General features: G+C 41.5%; 16 protein-coding genes and 1 riboswitch. Of the genes, 15 read left to right on the top strand and 1 reads right to left on the bottom strand.

Features of this window, described 5'->3' with window-relative positions; translation table 11 throughout:
* The 8 genes from A8F95_RS22575 (at position 1) to A8F95_RS14675 (ending at position 5,708) form a co-directional block, all read left to right on the top strand.
* Entirely contained in the window at positions 1 to 1,239 is a 1,239-nt protein-coding gene (locus A8F95_RS22575; RefSeq protein ID WP_065411187.1) for a pyocin knob domain-containing protein, read from the top strand.
* 3 nt (positions 1,240 to 1,242) lie between these two features.
* Positions 1,243 to 2,352: a hypothetical protein gene (locus tag A8F95_RS14700; protein WP_065411186.1), complete on the top strand. Its 1,110-nt coding sequence runs from the start codon at positions 1,243 to 1,245 to the stop codon at positions 2,350 to 2,352.
* Between the two features lie 14 nt (positions 2,353 to 2,366).
* Entirely contained in the window at positions 2,367 to 2,741 is a 375-nt protein-coding gene (locus tag A8F95_RS14695) for a hypothetical protein (protein ID WP_065411185.1), read from the top strand.
* Positions 2,741 to 2,881: a hypothetical protein gene (locus tag A8F95_RS22570; protein ID WP_176713714.1), complete on the top strand. Its 141-nt coding sequence runs from the start codon at positions 2,741 to 2,743 to the stop codon at positions 2,879 to 2,881. The genes A8F95_RS14695 and A8F95_RS22570 overlap by 1 nt, the downstream gene beginning before the upstream one ends.
* A gap of 67 nt (positions 2,882 to 2,948) precedes the next feature.
* Complete coding sequence (locus tag A8F95_RS14690) at positions 2,949 to 3,212, top strand: hypothetical protein (RefSeq protein ID WP_065411184.1); 264 nt, start codon at positions 2,949 to 2,951, stop codon at positions 3,210 to 3,212.
* Between the two features lie 124 nt (positions 3,213 to 3,336).
* The gene (locus A8F95_RS14685; protein WP_065411183.1) at positions 3,337 to 3,834 is read left to right on the top strand and encodes a phage holin family protein; all 498 of its coding nucleotides are present in this window, start codon (positions 3,337 to 3,339) and stop codon (positions 3,832 to 3,834) included.
* Positions 3,809 to 4,564: an N-acetylmuramoyl-L-alanine amidase gene (locus A8F95_RS14680; protein WP_065411182.1), complete on the top strand. Its 756-nt coding sequence runs from the start codon at positions 3,809 to 3,811 to the stop codon at positions 4,562 to 4,564. The genes A8F95_RS14685 and A8F95_RS14680 overlap by 26 nt, the downstream gene beginning before the upstream one ends.
* Positions 4,565 to 4,823: 259 nt before the next feature.
* Positions 4,824 to 5,708: a GAF domain-containing protein gene (locus A8F95_RS14675; RefSeq protein ID WP_065411181.1), complete on the top strand. Its 885-nt coding sequence runs from the start codon at positions 4,824 to 4,826 to the stop codon at positions 5,706 to 5,708.
* A gap of 286 nt (positions 5,709 to 5,994) precedes the next feature.
* Here A8F95_RS14675 and A8F95_RS14670 read toward each other — a convergent pair whose 3' ends face one another.
* Positions 5,995 to 6,516 carry a hypothetical protein gene (locus A8F95_RS14670; protein ID WP_065411180.1) on the bottom strand — a complete coding sequence of 174 codons (522 nt, stop codon included), beginning with the start codon at positions 6,514 to 6,516 and terminating at the stop codon, positions 5,995 to 5,997.
* A 128-nt stretch (positions 6,517 to 6,644) separates the two neighbouring features.
* On the opposite strand from A8F95_RS14670, the gene A8F95_RS14665 reads away from it, so the two are divergent.
* From A8F95_RS14665 to A8F95_RS14635, 7 genes are all read left to right on the top strand, one after another.
* Positions 6,645 to 6,866 carry a hypothetical protein gene (locus A8F95_RS14665; protein ID WP_065411179.1) on the top strand — a complete coding sequence of 74 codons (222 nt, stop codon included), beginning with the start codon at positions 6,645 to 6,647 and terminating at the stop codon, positions 6,864 to 6,866.
* 158 nt (positions 6,867 to 7,024) lie between these two features.
* Positions 7,025 to 7,166: riboswitch (FMN riboswitch) on the top strand.
* Between the two features lie 145 nt (positions 7,167 to 7,311).
* Positions 7,312 to 8,400 carry a bifunctional diaminohydroxyphosphoribosylaminopyrimidine deaminase/5-amino-6-(5-phosphoribosylamino)uracil reductase RibD gene (gene ribD, locus A8F95_RS14660; protein ID WP_065411178.1) on the top strand — a complete coding sequence of 363 codons (1,089 nt, stop codon included), beginning with the start codon at positions 7,312 to 7,314 and terminating at the stop codon, positions 8,398 to 8,400.
* Positions 8,401 to 8,405: 5 nt separating this feature from the next.
* On the top strand, positions 8,406 to 9,053 hold the full coding sequence (gene ribE, locus A8F95_RS14655) for a riboflavin synthase (protein WP_065411177.1): 648 nt from the start codon (positions 8,406 to 8,408) through the stop codon (positions 9,051 to 9,053).
* A 22-nt stretch (positions 9,054 to 9,075) separates the two neighbouring features.
* The gene (locus A8F95_RS14650; protein WP_065411176.1) at positions 9,076 to 10,269 is read left to right on the top strand and encodes a bifunctional 3,4-dihydroxy-2-butanone-4-phosphate synthase/GTP cyclohydrolase II; all 1,194 of its coding nucleotides are present in this window, start codon (positions 9,076 to 9,078) and stop codon (positions 10,267 to 10,269) included.
* 16 nt (positions 10,270 to 10,285) lie between these two features.
* Complete coding sequence (gene ribH, locus A8F95_RS14645; protein WP_065411175.1) at positions 10,286 to 10,756, top strand: 6,7-dimethyl-8-ribityllumazine synthase; 471 nt, start codon at positions 10,286 to 10,288, stop codon at positions 10,754 to 10,756.
* Positions 10,757 to 10,941: 185 nt separating this feature from the next.
* Positions 10,942 to 12,228 (top strand): NCS2 family permease, encoded by a 1,287-nt coding sequence (locus A8F95_RS14640; RefSeq protein WP_065411174.1) that lies wholly within the window; start codon positions 10,942 to 10,944, stop codon positions 12,226 to 12,228.
* A gap of 413 nt (positions 12,229 to 12,641) precedes the next feature.
* On the top strand, positions 12,642 to 13,616 hold the full coding sequence (locus A8F95_RS14635) for an alpha/beta fold hydrolase (protein WP_065411173.1): 975 nt from the start codon (positions 12,642 to 12,644) through the stop codon (positions 13,614 to 13,616).
* Positions 13,617 to 13,743: the final 127 nt, after the last annotated feature.

Raw genomic sequence — 13,743 nt, 5'->3', positions numbered from 1 at the left:
ATGGCCAAAAATACGCCTCGCTTGGATCTATATATGAAAGACCCTCTTGCTGATCAAGAGGATACGTTCAATATTGAAACTATGTTGAACGAGAACTGGCGTAAGATTGATGAAAAAGTTGCCACAAAAGAAGAGCTTCAATCTAAGGCAAAAGTTCAATCAGTAAACGGAAAAACCGGGGACGTAACGCTTGTAGCGACAGATGTAGGTGCCGAAACGCCAGACGGAGCACAGGCAAAAGCAACAAAAGCCCTGAACGATGCGAAAGCTTACGCTGCTAATAAAGTCGCTATCGGTTCCTCTGCCGATCCAAACACAACAATAGAGGCGTATATCTTAACGAATCACGCTAATAGTCCGGGACTAAGCATTTACTGGCACATTTACACGTTTTTCTATAATTCCGCTTCCGCTACCTCCAATCGGGCGCAAATTGCGGTTTCTTACAATGGAATAGCAGGACCGAAAATGTTTATCCGGCATTACTATCAAGGCTGGAATAGCTGGACGGAGTTAGAAAATGCGGCTAAATCGCAAGAAAGGGCAAACACCGCCGAGAAAAACGCGAAGGATGCGAGCTTGCCGATCACCGGCGGCATATTAATGGGCGATCTCACCGTTCAAGGTATCGTGAAATTGCCTAACGGCGGCACAATAGCGCCGGATATAGTCACGATTGATAACCAATCGTCAGCAGGCATGAAGTTTGCAAATGCTAACGGAAGCGTAACGATCACACCATTAAATACTTCTGGCGCTCATATCTACACGGATCGACCGCTCTTTTTCTTCAATAAAACGCCAGTGTCTATCGTAAATGCGTTTTCTTCCTATAACGGAGATATGGCTTTGCAAAGAGCCTATGCAACAAAGCTATTGTTAAAGGCGACAGAAGCGCTATTCACCGACAAAGTAAAGGCGCCGTCTTTTGAGCAGACAGACGGAAAAGCAATCGAAACGGTGGTAGGCGCGCAGCAAAAAGCCGATCAAGCCGAAGTAAATATTAGTCGTCTCCGAAAAAGAAAAAGCGGAAAAGACGCCGAAGGGATTTTTACAACGGTTGAGTATTTACGGCCAGATGGAACGCTCTTCGCAAAAAGCGTGTTGAGTGGCGGAACGTCACCGCTCTATACAACGAATACCGTCACCTATTATGCCGCTGACGGTCGGACGGTAAAAACAACCGATGTTATTCCGTTGCAGTATGATGCAGACGGGGATTTAATAAGTGAGGTGTAGCGGATGGTAGATATTAGAGATCATGGAGGCATTTTCGGAGGGCAAAAGAAATTCAACGGTAAGGAACGGGAATTTGACCTGAATGTTGTGACCACTGACGTTATAACTGTTCTTCCCTCAATGGGAACAATCGGAACAAATAATTTAGGGAAGAGATACGTCACGGGAACGTACGGAAATGGATCGTCGGGAGTCACTCTTCCGATCTATGATATTCAGACGGGGACAGTGAAAAATTCTAATACCGCTTTTTCCCGTCCCGATCACTTTACTGTTTTCATAGATAATAACGGAAAAGAATGGGGAGTGGCCGCAAGTCCAGACTGGACGAGATTTTACGATTTAGAAACCGGGATGGAACATGCACTTTTTGGGGTTTCTGCGTATGGCTCCTATACGAAACAAGCTCAATCGGACAAGACGAAAAACAAAAATGAATTAGGGCACTTTGTTGCTTTTAGTACAGGCTCTAGTAGGTGCATGGTCATAGATGTGGTGAATAAAACCCTTGTTAAATCTCCAACGGTCATCTCCGGCTTAGGCACTGTAGCGGATTTTGTGATTGTTCCTAATCACGGAATAATTACTATTGGCGCTCCGAACAATAATGCCACGCCTCCTATATTAACTATTCATAAAATAGATACGGACGCAATGGCGATCAAAATAAGCGCGACACTTACTTTGCCTGACAAAACAAGCACTCAGAACGTGAATTCTTACAGAATTATAAATTCCACATTAGACGATCAAGGATATGTCGTAATCGCCGTAGTTGGCTATTCGTATGACAAAGTATATCTATTCGTCTGGGACCCGGCAACAATGACAGTCGTAAGATCAGCCGTTTTCAATGCTCCCAACACTTATCTGGCAGCTGTAATGGATAGTAAGAAAGTCTATAAAATTATGTATACCAGTGGCCAGGTTATCTATGTGCGAAAATCGGATTTAAAATACATTGGAATTGGGTCGGAATCTCCGAAATCGGCTGCCGGCTCCGAGACATGGCAATACGCGGCAGAAACGCTTGTGTGGTATAACGGAGAACACCGTTTAACGGGCGGTGTTGGAAATTGTATCCTTTCTAGAAAATCAGCTTTCACAATTTAACAGGGGTGAATAATATGCCATTAATTTTATTTACGAAGGAAACAGAAACGAGAGCGAGAGTAGACGTTATTCACTATGTCACTGAGGGATTGCCAAAAGAAACCATTGATTTAGGTGTGATGGTTGATTTGGTTCCTGAACCCGAAGACATTCAAGGAAAAGGCTATACGATGCTGTTTAACCCGTCAACAAAAGAAGTTTGGTACGAATATTACGACCGTCCTCTTTCACCAGAGGAAGAATTGGTGCAGATTAAACAGAAAAATAGAGAACTTGAAGCATCACTGCTTGAAATGTCAATGCTTGCAGCAAATCAGGAGCAGCGCAACATTCAAAATGAAAAGGCGATTATTGAATTAACTACAATTATTGCAGGAGGGAATGCCTAATGTTTACAGTAGAAAGCGCGCTCGTTCAGATATGGGCTAGAAATGTACAAAACGGTAACTATGAGAGAGAACAGGTTCCAAAGCTGTCCAACCTGCAAGAAATGGTATATAAAGTTTTAGACGCAAACGCTACTGAATAGTAGGCGTTATTTTTTATACCATAATGACTTATGATAGACTTTAAGAAAACAGCAAAGAGGAGTTTTTATGAGTTTATCTAAAAGGTTATATGAAGAAGGTTATGTGGGGAAAATCGAATGCAAATATCCTTTGTTAGATGTAGGTAAACGATTCACTTATGATTTAAGTAACATAAAAATTGAACATGGAACATGGGAGGTTGTATCAAATGAGCAAGCACCACTTTATAAATGTAAAAGAGTACTTAAAAATGGCAAGCTATCTAAAAGCGGGTCTTTAGAAAATCTAAGGAACTTCCATGAGTCAGAGATCTACAGAGCCTTGAGGTAAAGGCTCTTTTTACTATATTTCAGAACGATAATGCGACACACAGCACCTAACAGAATAGGTGTATTTTTTATGCAATCAGACGGGCTGCAGCTCGTCTTTTTATTTTTATATTAGGAGTGAGGGAATGGAATCAGTTCAACGAATAGGGCCAGCCCTTACAGGAGCTTTGTTTACACCTTTGTTTGAAAAACTTTATGGATCAGGAGAAACAGTGCAGGCGTTGATGCTTGCTATAGTGTTTTTTATCGCAATGGATTGGATGAGTGGGACTAGAGCCTCTAAAAAGGATAAATCATATGCAAGCAAGTACGGATTAGACGGTGTCTTCCGTACTTTTTTTATTCTTCTATTACCCGCAGGCGGTCACTTATTGGATGCAGCTTTGGGACTGCCAGGAATCTTATTTGGCTTGTTATCTTTCGGTGTTTTGTATCATGTGATTCAATCTATGACAGCTAATAGTATTCGTGCAGGTTGGGGAGAATGGGTACCGGAATGGCTCTTAAGCAAGATAACAGAGTGGGTAAAGTCAGAATTGGAAGCGAAAGTAAGTCGCGCTGAGGGACGAAGGGAGCAAAAGCGATTGGAGGGAAAAGATGATGGAGAAAATCTTGGTGCTTGATTTTGGACACGGCCTTCCAGATCCGGGGGCAGTTAAATACGTTAAAGAATATGAATGGACAATGAAAATCGGCAAAGAAGTAGCCAAACGACTACCAATCGATATCAAGGTAATTTATACACGTACAACAGATAAGGCGCTCGATCCGAATAAAAGCGCGGACTTGAATGCGCGTTGTTCTATTGCTAATCAATCGAAAGCAGACTTATTTGTCAGCATTCATTTAAACGCTGGTGGGGGTACAGGTTATGAAACCCTCGTATATTCGCCAAATAAGGCCGGAAATATCATTCATGCGGAGATTGCCGAAGTTCTTGTTAAGTATGGAGTGAAAGATAGAGGAATTAAAATCCGTCCTGATATCCGCGTGTTAAAGGGTACAAAAGCACCGGCACTCCTCCTTGAATGCTTATTTGTCGATTCGGCAGCCGATGTAGAGAAATTAAAAGACATCGGATTCTTTAATGATTTTTGTCAGGCAATTGCAAACGGGATTGCGAAATTTTTGGGAGTTACTTCTTCTAAACATATTCAAATAGCAAATAAGCCGAAGGAGGAAATAGAAGTGGCTAAACAATATGAAAAAGATGCTCCTATATCACCAAGTTTTAAGGACGCTCAGAAATGGGTGAAAGCAAATGGTATATCTGATGGAACGTATCCACAGCGTCCGGTCACAAGAGAAGAAGTCTGGACCATGCTGTATCGGGCCAGTAAAGTGAATAAGTAAAAACATTGGCCTCTGCCCTTGATAGACAGGGGCCTTTTTTTATTTTGCACATTCATTGAGTAGTTCCTCAGAGAATGATTTTGGCTAACTGTCAGAAAAAGATTATCTTCGACAACTATTAGGATTTTTTTATAAACATAAATCTGTTATTATCTAAATGCAACATATCTTAGTGATTATATGGGAACCATGTTATATATTCAGAAAAATGGGTATTGTGAAGCAGTTAGTTATAATTTACTCGAAAGGAAATATGGTTATGGGAAATTTTATAGGTGTAGACGATGATTTAAAGGTAGTGGAAAGCTTTGAAGAGGCTGCAGAAAGCATCTTACGCATGATGAGCAAATTTATACATATTAATACCCTATTTATTGCGAAAAATGATAAATGTACAAACGAAATAGTCAAAGTGCTAAATAGAGAGAATACTCTCTTGGAAGAAGGCGACTCTCTCCCCTTTGAGGAGACCTTTTGTAAACTAAGCGTAGATAAAGGAAAACAAATTCTGATTATACCGGATATCAATGAGAATGATTTAACACTATCCCTCAATGTAACTAAAAATTTAGGCGGAGGTTGTTTCATTGGTATTCCTATTTATTATAAAGACGGAGAAAATTATGGAACAATTTGTGGATTAGACACTAAGCCCTTTCAATTTACAGAAAGCCATCTAGAACTGTTCGAAACTATGGCTTCTTTGCTCACATATGTACTTGAGTTAGATAGCGCTCATAAGCAGATAGAGAATTTATCAGCACCTTTTGTACCTATCACTAAAGGGGTAGCGATTCTACCGATTATTGGAATAATTACTGAGCAACGCGTGGAGAATATTATATTTTTAGCCTTAAAAAAGAGTCAACAATTGTCTCTTGAATACTTAATAATTGACTTGTCAGGAATTTCCCAAATGAACGATCTGGTCAGTGAAGCTTTATTAAAAATAGGTAGCTTATTAAAACTAATAGGAGTAACGCCTATTTTAACAGGTATTTATCCTGGCATAGCCTTAAAAGCGGTTAATTCAGACGTTGCATCTCAGGATATAATGATTGAGGCAAACTTAGAGAGAGCTTTAAATAAAATTGGATTTATTTTAGAGAAAAGCAAGGAAAAAGATAAAGAAACCAAAAGTTAGTTTTTGGTTTCTTTATCTTTTGAGTTATGTGTCTTATTTTTATTGTCTCTATTTAGATGAATAGTGGCTAAGATTAGGATAATCACAAAAGCCCCGCTCACACGGAGTGGGGCTCAATTTATCGCTAATGCTTCTTCCAATTTTTAGTGTATAAGTGTGGGTTTTTATATTTCGGATAAACACGACCTTCCGTTGTTTTGGTTGGATTAATGGTAAAGTTCATAAAGGCCCAAGAATTGTATTCTTTCTCATAAACTGTACTTTGAAATTTGTTTTTTCCTATAATCTACTCTCTCTTTGAATAAAGATTGGTATCCCTATACATAATTTGTGCTAGTACACCATTTTTTACATAAAACCAATATGCGCATTCATAGTCGTTACCGATTGAATAGGCAACAGCTAGTATGTCAGGGTATTTCTTATATTTAGAAGGAAATATGTGAATAGTTTTGCCTGTAGTGTTTAGTATGTAATGAGAGAAATAAAAATTTGTTGCCTTGATATGTCTGTTTTTCGTGCTCTGTGTATACAATCGGTAATTCTCCTTGTACAAAACGTCTCCTTTACCAGCATCCATACCAACAGTGGTCCAATCTCCCCGTGAAGGAGAAGCGATCGCTTTCTGCTCGTTTGTCCCAGCGAAATAAACTTTGTACGTGGCCCCGTTCACATCCTTCAATATGTATGTTACCCGGCTTTGTTTAGGGCTGATTGGATTATTAGCTGCTTCAGCTTGCTGATTAAAGGTTGTAAATACTACTAATAGAAAAACTATGGAAATAAATAATTTCAAATACCTTTTCATTTTGTTGCCCCTTTTACCTTATGGGTCTATATTACCATCTTATTCGAGAGGTAAAAAGAAAAACAAGGAAGGTATTTCCTTTTGTGTGGAGAATTGTATCTATACAATATACAAAGGAGAGGCTATCAATGTCATTAAATAGTATCAAAGACTTTGAAGAGTTAGACGACTTTCTATTTGAGAACGATATAAATCTTCGATGTAAAAAAACAGGTCTTTTTCTGAAACACTCCGAGCCAATGGAAGGAGTAATGCTTTTTCTTATATTAGAAGATGGATCATTAGTGGAACTGGCAGCACATCAATTGGAGGAATCATTTGAGATAGTACCATTACTGAACAAAAAATAAAGAATAAAGCATGCTTTATTCATGGTCACCATGGTGACCAATTGGTGACCAAATTCATCAAAAACCTTCTTTTTCATCCCAAATTAATCCTAATCAGAACATTAAAAACCTTGACATAATCATATTCCTAGAGAGATAATAAGAATTAACTTGAATAGGTAATCCTTCGGGGCGGGGTGAAATTCCCCACCGGCGGTGATGAGCAGAGGCTCTTAGTCCGTGACCCGCGTTCGTTTTGAGGCGGTGGATTCGGTGAAATTCCGAAGCCGACAGTGAAAGTCTGGATGGGAGAAGGATAACGCATTTTAAAAATTGGTTTTTTAAGATGCTTATTTGGCTATGCCTTTTACGCCCCGTATATATATATACGGGGCTTTTGTGGTTTATTGGCTGTAAACCATTCATTGGACGAAAATATAATATGGATAGAGAGAGGACTAGCGCAATGTTAAAGGAACAATATATGGAGTTAGCCTTGTCGCTTGCTGAGGGAGTCAGGGGACAGACGTCGCCGAACCCGCCGGTCGGTGCGGTAGTCGTGAAGGATGGCCGCGTGATCGGGATGGGTGCCCATTTAAAAGCAGGCACAGCTCATGCGGAGGTTCATGCTCTCCGTGCTGCTGGGAAAGAAGCAGAGGGCGCTGATTTATATGTTACGTTAGAGCCTTGCTCACATCATGGAAAGACGCCACCGTGCGCGGACCTTGTCGTTTCTACGGGAATCAAGCGAGTGTTTATCGCAACGATGGATCCGAACCCGCAAGTGAGCGGAAAAGGTGTTCAGAAGTTAGAAGCTGCCGGAATCAAAGTGGAGATTGGCGTTTGCCAAGAACGGGCAGACCGCTTGTTAAAACCATTTTTTCATTTTATTCAACATCAAACCCCATTCGTCACAATGAAAACAGCCATTACAGCCGATGGCAAAACAGCCGCCTACACAGGACATAGCCGCTGGATAACAGATGAGCCGGCAAGAGAAGATGTTCATTGTCTCAGACATGAGCATGACGCAATTTTAGTCGGTGTCAATACCGTTCTTCAGGACAACCCACTCCTTACCACCCGTTTGCCCCACGGAGGAAAACACCCCATTCGAGTCATTTTAGACACTCATTTACGTACACCTATTACAGCAAAAGTAATTGAAAACAAACAAGCTGATACGATTATTATTTGCGGCTGTGAAGCCTCTGTTGAAAAGGAAGAAGCGTTAACCGCTGCAGGAGCTGATGTGATTCGCTTGGAAACAGCTGATATTCACATTCCTCTTTTGTTAAAAAAGCTAGGAGAAGAAGGCATTATGACGCTGCTTGTAGAGGGCGGCGGTGAAGTGAATGCTTCCTTTTTCCAGGAAAAAGCTTTTCAACAGATGATCATTTATATGGCCCCTAAGCTGATCGGCGGCAAAATGGCTCCTACACCTTTTGGGGGAGAAGGATTCCCGACGATGGATGAGTCTATCCCTTTAACGTTTGATAAGGTCGAGATGATCGGACAAGATATTAAGATTACGGCTTCACGGAAAGAAGGGTGACAATATTGTTCACTGGCATAATAGAAGAAATCGGTACGATTGAAGAAGTGCTTGCCCGGACCCAGTCACTGCAGCTGACGATTGCGGCTTCTAAAGTACTGGAGGATGTCCACCTTGGAGACAGCATCGCGGTCAACGGCGTCTGTCTGACCGTTACTAGTTTTACCGCTGAGCGCTTCACGGTGGATGTCATGCCGGAAACGTTTCAGGATACCTCCTTAAGTAAAATAAACCGAGGATCAAAGGTGAATTTAGAGCGGGCAATGGCAGCAAACGGCCGTTTTGGCGGACACTTTGTTTCAGGCCACGTAGACGGTGTGGGAACGATAACGGGTAAGAAACAAGTTGAAAATGCTCTTTATGTGGATATTTCCTATCCGTCTGAGCTCGCGCCATACTTGATGACGAAAGGATCGGTAGCGCTCGATGGTACATCGTTAACGATCTTTTATGTATCTGAAAAAGAATTAACGATTTCGCTTATTCCGCATACGCAGGAGGAAACGATTTTAGCGAAAAAAGCAATCGGTGATCCGGTAAATATTGAATGCGATATGCTGGCAAAATATGTAGAGCGCATGCTGAATCGTAAAGCAGAAAAACCAGCTTCAAATGTAACGATGGAGCTATTGGAAAAACACGGCTTTGCCTAATCACATAAACGAGGTGAAAGAGATGTTTGCATCGATAGAAGAAGCACTGGAAGACCTTAAAAAAGGAAAAGTCATTATCGTCGTGGACGATGAAGATCGTGAAAATGAAGGTGATTTTGTCGGTTTGGCAGACTTTGCCGATGCTGAAATGGTGAATTTCATGGCAAAGGTAGGCCGCGGTCTTATTTGTGTCCCAGTGGAAGAGGAAAGAGCAAAACAGCTCGGTTTGAATATGATGGTCGATCATAATACGGACAGTCACGGAACAGCCTTTACTGTGAGCATTGACCACGTATCGACTCACACGGGCATCAGCGCCTTTGAACGGGCGACGACGATTCAGGAAATGATGAAAAAAGATGCTGCACCGGCAGAATTTAAACGGCCGGGCCATATTTTTCCGTTGATTGCGAAAAAAGGCGGCGTTTTAAAGAGAGCGGGCCATACAGAGGCCGCGGTCGATTTGGCCCTGCTCGCTGGACAGCAAGGTGCAGGTGTCATTTGCGAAATTATGAAGGAAGATGGCACGATGGCCCGACTTCCGGACTTGTTCGTGATGGCAGAAGAGCTCGATTTAAAAATCGTGACGATCCAGCATTTAATCGAATACCGCCGCAAGAAGGAAGAGCTTGTGACGAGGGAAGTGGAGATCGAGCTGCCAACGGAATTCGGCCACTTTAAAGCGGTTGGCTATACGGAGAACTTGACGGGCAAAGACCACGTGGCACTCGTTAAAGGAGATGTAAGCGATGGGGACCCTGTTCTCGTTCGCGTTCATTCTGAATGCTTAACTGGGGATGTCTTCGGTTCTTGCCGCTGTGACTGTGGCCCGCAGCTGCATGCAGCGCTTCAGCAAATCGAGGAAGCGGGCCGAGGCGTGCTGCTTTATATGCGTCAAGAAGGCCGTGGAATCGGCTTGATTAATAAGCTGAAAGCGTACAAGCTGCAAGAAGAAGGCTATGACACGGTGGAAGCGAATGAAAAGCTTGGTTTCCCGGATGATTTGCGTGATTACGGGATTGGTGCTCAAATTTTACGCGATCTCGGCATTAAAGAGATGAAGCTGTTAACGAATAATCCGCGCAAAATTGCCGGCTTAAAAGGCTACGGACTAGAAATCGTCGATCGTGTGCCATTAGAAATGCCGCCGAAAGATGAAAACCGCCGTTATTTAGAAACGAAAGTAACAAAATTAGGTCATTTTTTAACTATTTAATCGGGGAGAGAAGAACATGAGCAGAACATTTGAAGGAAATTTAATTGGTACTGGGTTGAAAGTGGGCATCGTCGTAGCCCGTTTTAATGAGTTTATTACAGGGAAATTGTTGAGCGGAGCAGAAGATGCGCTGCGCCGTCACGGGGTAGAAGAAGAAAATGTGGATATCGCTTGGGTGCCGGGCGCATTTGAAATTCCGTTGATCGCTAAAAAAATGGCGGACAGCGGCAAGTACGATGCCGTTATCACACTGGGCACAGTCATTCGCGGATCTACAGCTCACTTTGAGTATGTCAGCAACGAAGCGACAAAAGGGGTAGCGCAAGCGGCTATGCAGTCTGGCATACCTGTTATTTTTGGTGTACTGACAACGGATACGATTGAACAAGCAATCGAGCGCGCTGGCACAAAAGCTGGCAACAAAGGCTGGGAAGCAGCTGCAACAGCGATTGAAATGGCGAACTTAGTAAGATCAATCGAAGGTTAATGAGGGGCCGTCCCCACCGCTTTGAAGTGGTGAAGGGGCTGGCTCTTTTTTTGTACATCTGTTTTGGTTTGCTGCTACGGAAGTTGTCCTTTCTAACAGGCTTTGGTACAATACCCTTTGTGGCTGAGCTGTATAGACAGCAAAAGCGGGTAGGGAGAGGGCGATGTACGAGAGGTACATGATTGATGAATAAGAGTGGAGGTTTTTTTCAATTAGCTGATCACGGAACGACTGTAAAGCGGGAAGTGACAGCAGGAGTGATCGGTTTCTTTACAATTGCTTATATTGTAGCGGTTAACTCATTTATTTTGTCGGAGGCGGGTATGCCGTTTGAAGGAGCGGTCATCGCAACGATACTGACATCGTTTGTCGGCTGCGTGGTGATGGCGTTTTGGGCGAATGCCCCCATTTTGCTTGTGCCGGGCATGGGACTGAATGCAATGTTCACGTATACATTCGTTCAGGCGATGGCATTGAGCTGGCAGCAAGCGCTTGGAGTCGTGGTGCTATCAGGCTTTATCTTTTTTATCGTTACCGTAACAAAACTGGCCGATTGGCTGAATGCTTCGATTCCGTCTATTTTAAAAGAAGCTATTTCAGTAGGACTGGGCTTTTTCTTGATGCTTATTGGTCTCGAAAAAGGCGGGCTGATCGTGCGGGGAGAGCACTCCATTTTGGCGCTCGGCAATTTAGGCGATCCATCCGTAATCATTACGGTGCTGACGCTGATTGTCACATTGATCGTCTTTTTGAAGGGAATTCAAGGCGGCTTTTTATGGAGCATTTTATTCGGCACAGGCGCTGCCTGGGTGGCGGGTCTGTTGCCGGAAGTAGGAGAAACATCTTTTTCCTTTACTTTGTATCCTGATGTGTTTGCGGCCTTTTCCTTGTCAGAGTGGGTGTCGGTTCCGTTTTGGTCGGCGGTGTTTTCTTTGACGATGGTACTCATTTTTGAGAATATCGGTCTTGTACATGGACATACGGAATTGGCAGGGCGACCGGATAAATTTAAAAGGGCGCTGCAGGCTAATGCGTTTTCCGCTTTTACTTCGGGCATATTTGGTACAAGTCCAACAGTTTCCACTGTAGAGAGCTCAGCGGCGATTACCGCTGGGGGCAGAACTGGGCTTACCACATTGACGACAGGTGTTTTGTTCTTGCTGTCAGTGTTTGCGATCCCTTACATGAAGCTCATTCCGGACATGGCAATTGCTCCGATTCTAATGATGATTGGCAGCTTAATGATACAAAATATCCGTCATTTGGATTTGTCGGATTTAACGGAAGCCATACCAGCGCTGTTTATTATTGTAATTATCCCATTTGCGTACAGCATTGCGGATGGTATCGCTGCAGGTTTTATCCTTTATCCGATCTTAAAAATAACGATGGGCAGAGGGCGGGAAGTATCCAAATTATTGTGGGTTGTTTCTCTGCTGTTTTTGCTCAACTTTATCTTGCAGTATGCATAACGAAAAGCGAGATTTTTACCGGTAAGTAGTTCAGTTATCGTGCAGAAACATTGTAAATACTATATGATTTAGCATATTGATTAGCATCCTAAATATCAATCTGACAATGACTATTGTCATCATGTGAATTAGGATGCTAATTGTTTTGTTATTTTTCATGCCAATTGCAAACAATTTGGATTTATTTACACTTTTTACTGAAATGAAAATAAGATTTCGAAAATCATGTTAACGATTAACAAAAGTCACTGGAAGAAATTTCTTTAATTTATACGTAATCTATTACTATAAAAGTAATGAACAAGAGAGAAAAAACGTTATATTATAAGTAAAATTAACTGAAAATTGCGAACGAAAGAAAACGTAAGGAATTTCCTGGTTAATAAAGTTGAGACAGAAATGGGGAGAAACATTTGTTTAGAAGAACTACTCCTAAAATCAAGGATATAAACGCTGTTTCTGAGTTAAGAAAAATCATCATTGGCGGAGTTGAGCAATGGCTGTTAATTAGAGGTGAAAATAAAAACAATCCTTTATTGTTATTAGTTCACGGAGGGCCTGGGGCTGCACAAATTGGTTTTAATAGAGATTATCAACAAGACTTAGAAAAACATTTTATTGTGGTTAATTGGGACCAAAGGGGTGCTGGCTTATCTTATTCAAAAAAAATTCCAACGGAAACGATGAATATACCCCAATTTCTAAATGATTTAAACGAACTAACAATTTATTTAAAAAAAGAATTTCAAAAAGAGAAAATATTTCTAATAGGGCATTCATGGGGAAGTATCCTTGGTATGTTAGCGGTCAACCAATACCCTGAGCATTACTTCCACTATTTTGGTGTTTCTCAGGTTGTGAGCATGAGCAAAGCGGAAGCTTTATCGTATGACCTTTTGGTAAAAAGGGCAAACGAACTGAACAATGAGCAAGCAATAAAAAAGCTAAAGGAAATAGGAAAGCCGCCTTGGGACAATTTAAAATTTGACAAGGTACACCAAAAATACCTGGAGATGTTGGGCGGTGGGATTTCTCGTGATGGAAAGTTAGTAAAAGATATGGCGAAAAAATTACTCAAAAGTAAAGAATACACGATATTTGATGTGGTAAAACTTGTGAATGGTCAATTGTTTAGTATGAAAGCTATGATTGACGAACTAAGAGAATTTGACTTAAAAAATAAAATACAAATGGTCCATATTCCAATTACTATCATAATGGGCAGGCACGACTTAACAGTCCCTCCTCAGCCAACACAAGAATTCTTCAATCATCTTCAGGCACCAAGTAAAGAATGGGTGTATTTTGAGCAATCTGCTCACTCACCAAACTATGAAGAACAGGAGAAATTTACACAAATAATTATTGAGAAAATCAATAACTATTAATTGCACGGAAACTAAAGAATTCAACAAAAACTGCACATTAAAATCTAATGAACTTCAAATTTCCCAAGCTTTTTTGTGTGTTGTTTATATTGTTATTTAACTTGTTTGGGTGTGTTCTTTAACCTGT

Source organism: Pseudobacillus wudalianchiensis, assembly GCF_001685015.1.
In the GTDB taxonomy this organism is placed as follows: Bacteria; Bacillota; Bacilli; order Bacillales; family Domibacillaceae; genus Pseudobacillus; species Pseudobacillus wudalianchiensis.
This window is presented reverse-complemented; position numbering and strand designations above follow the sequence as displayed.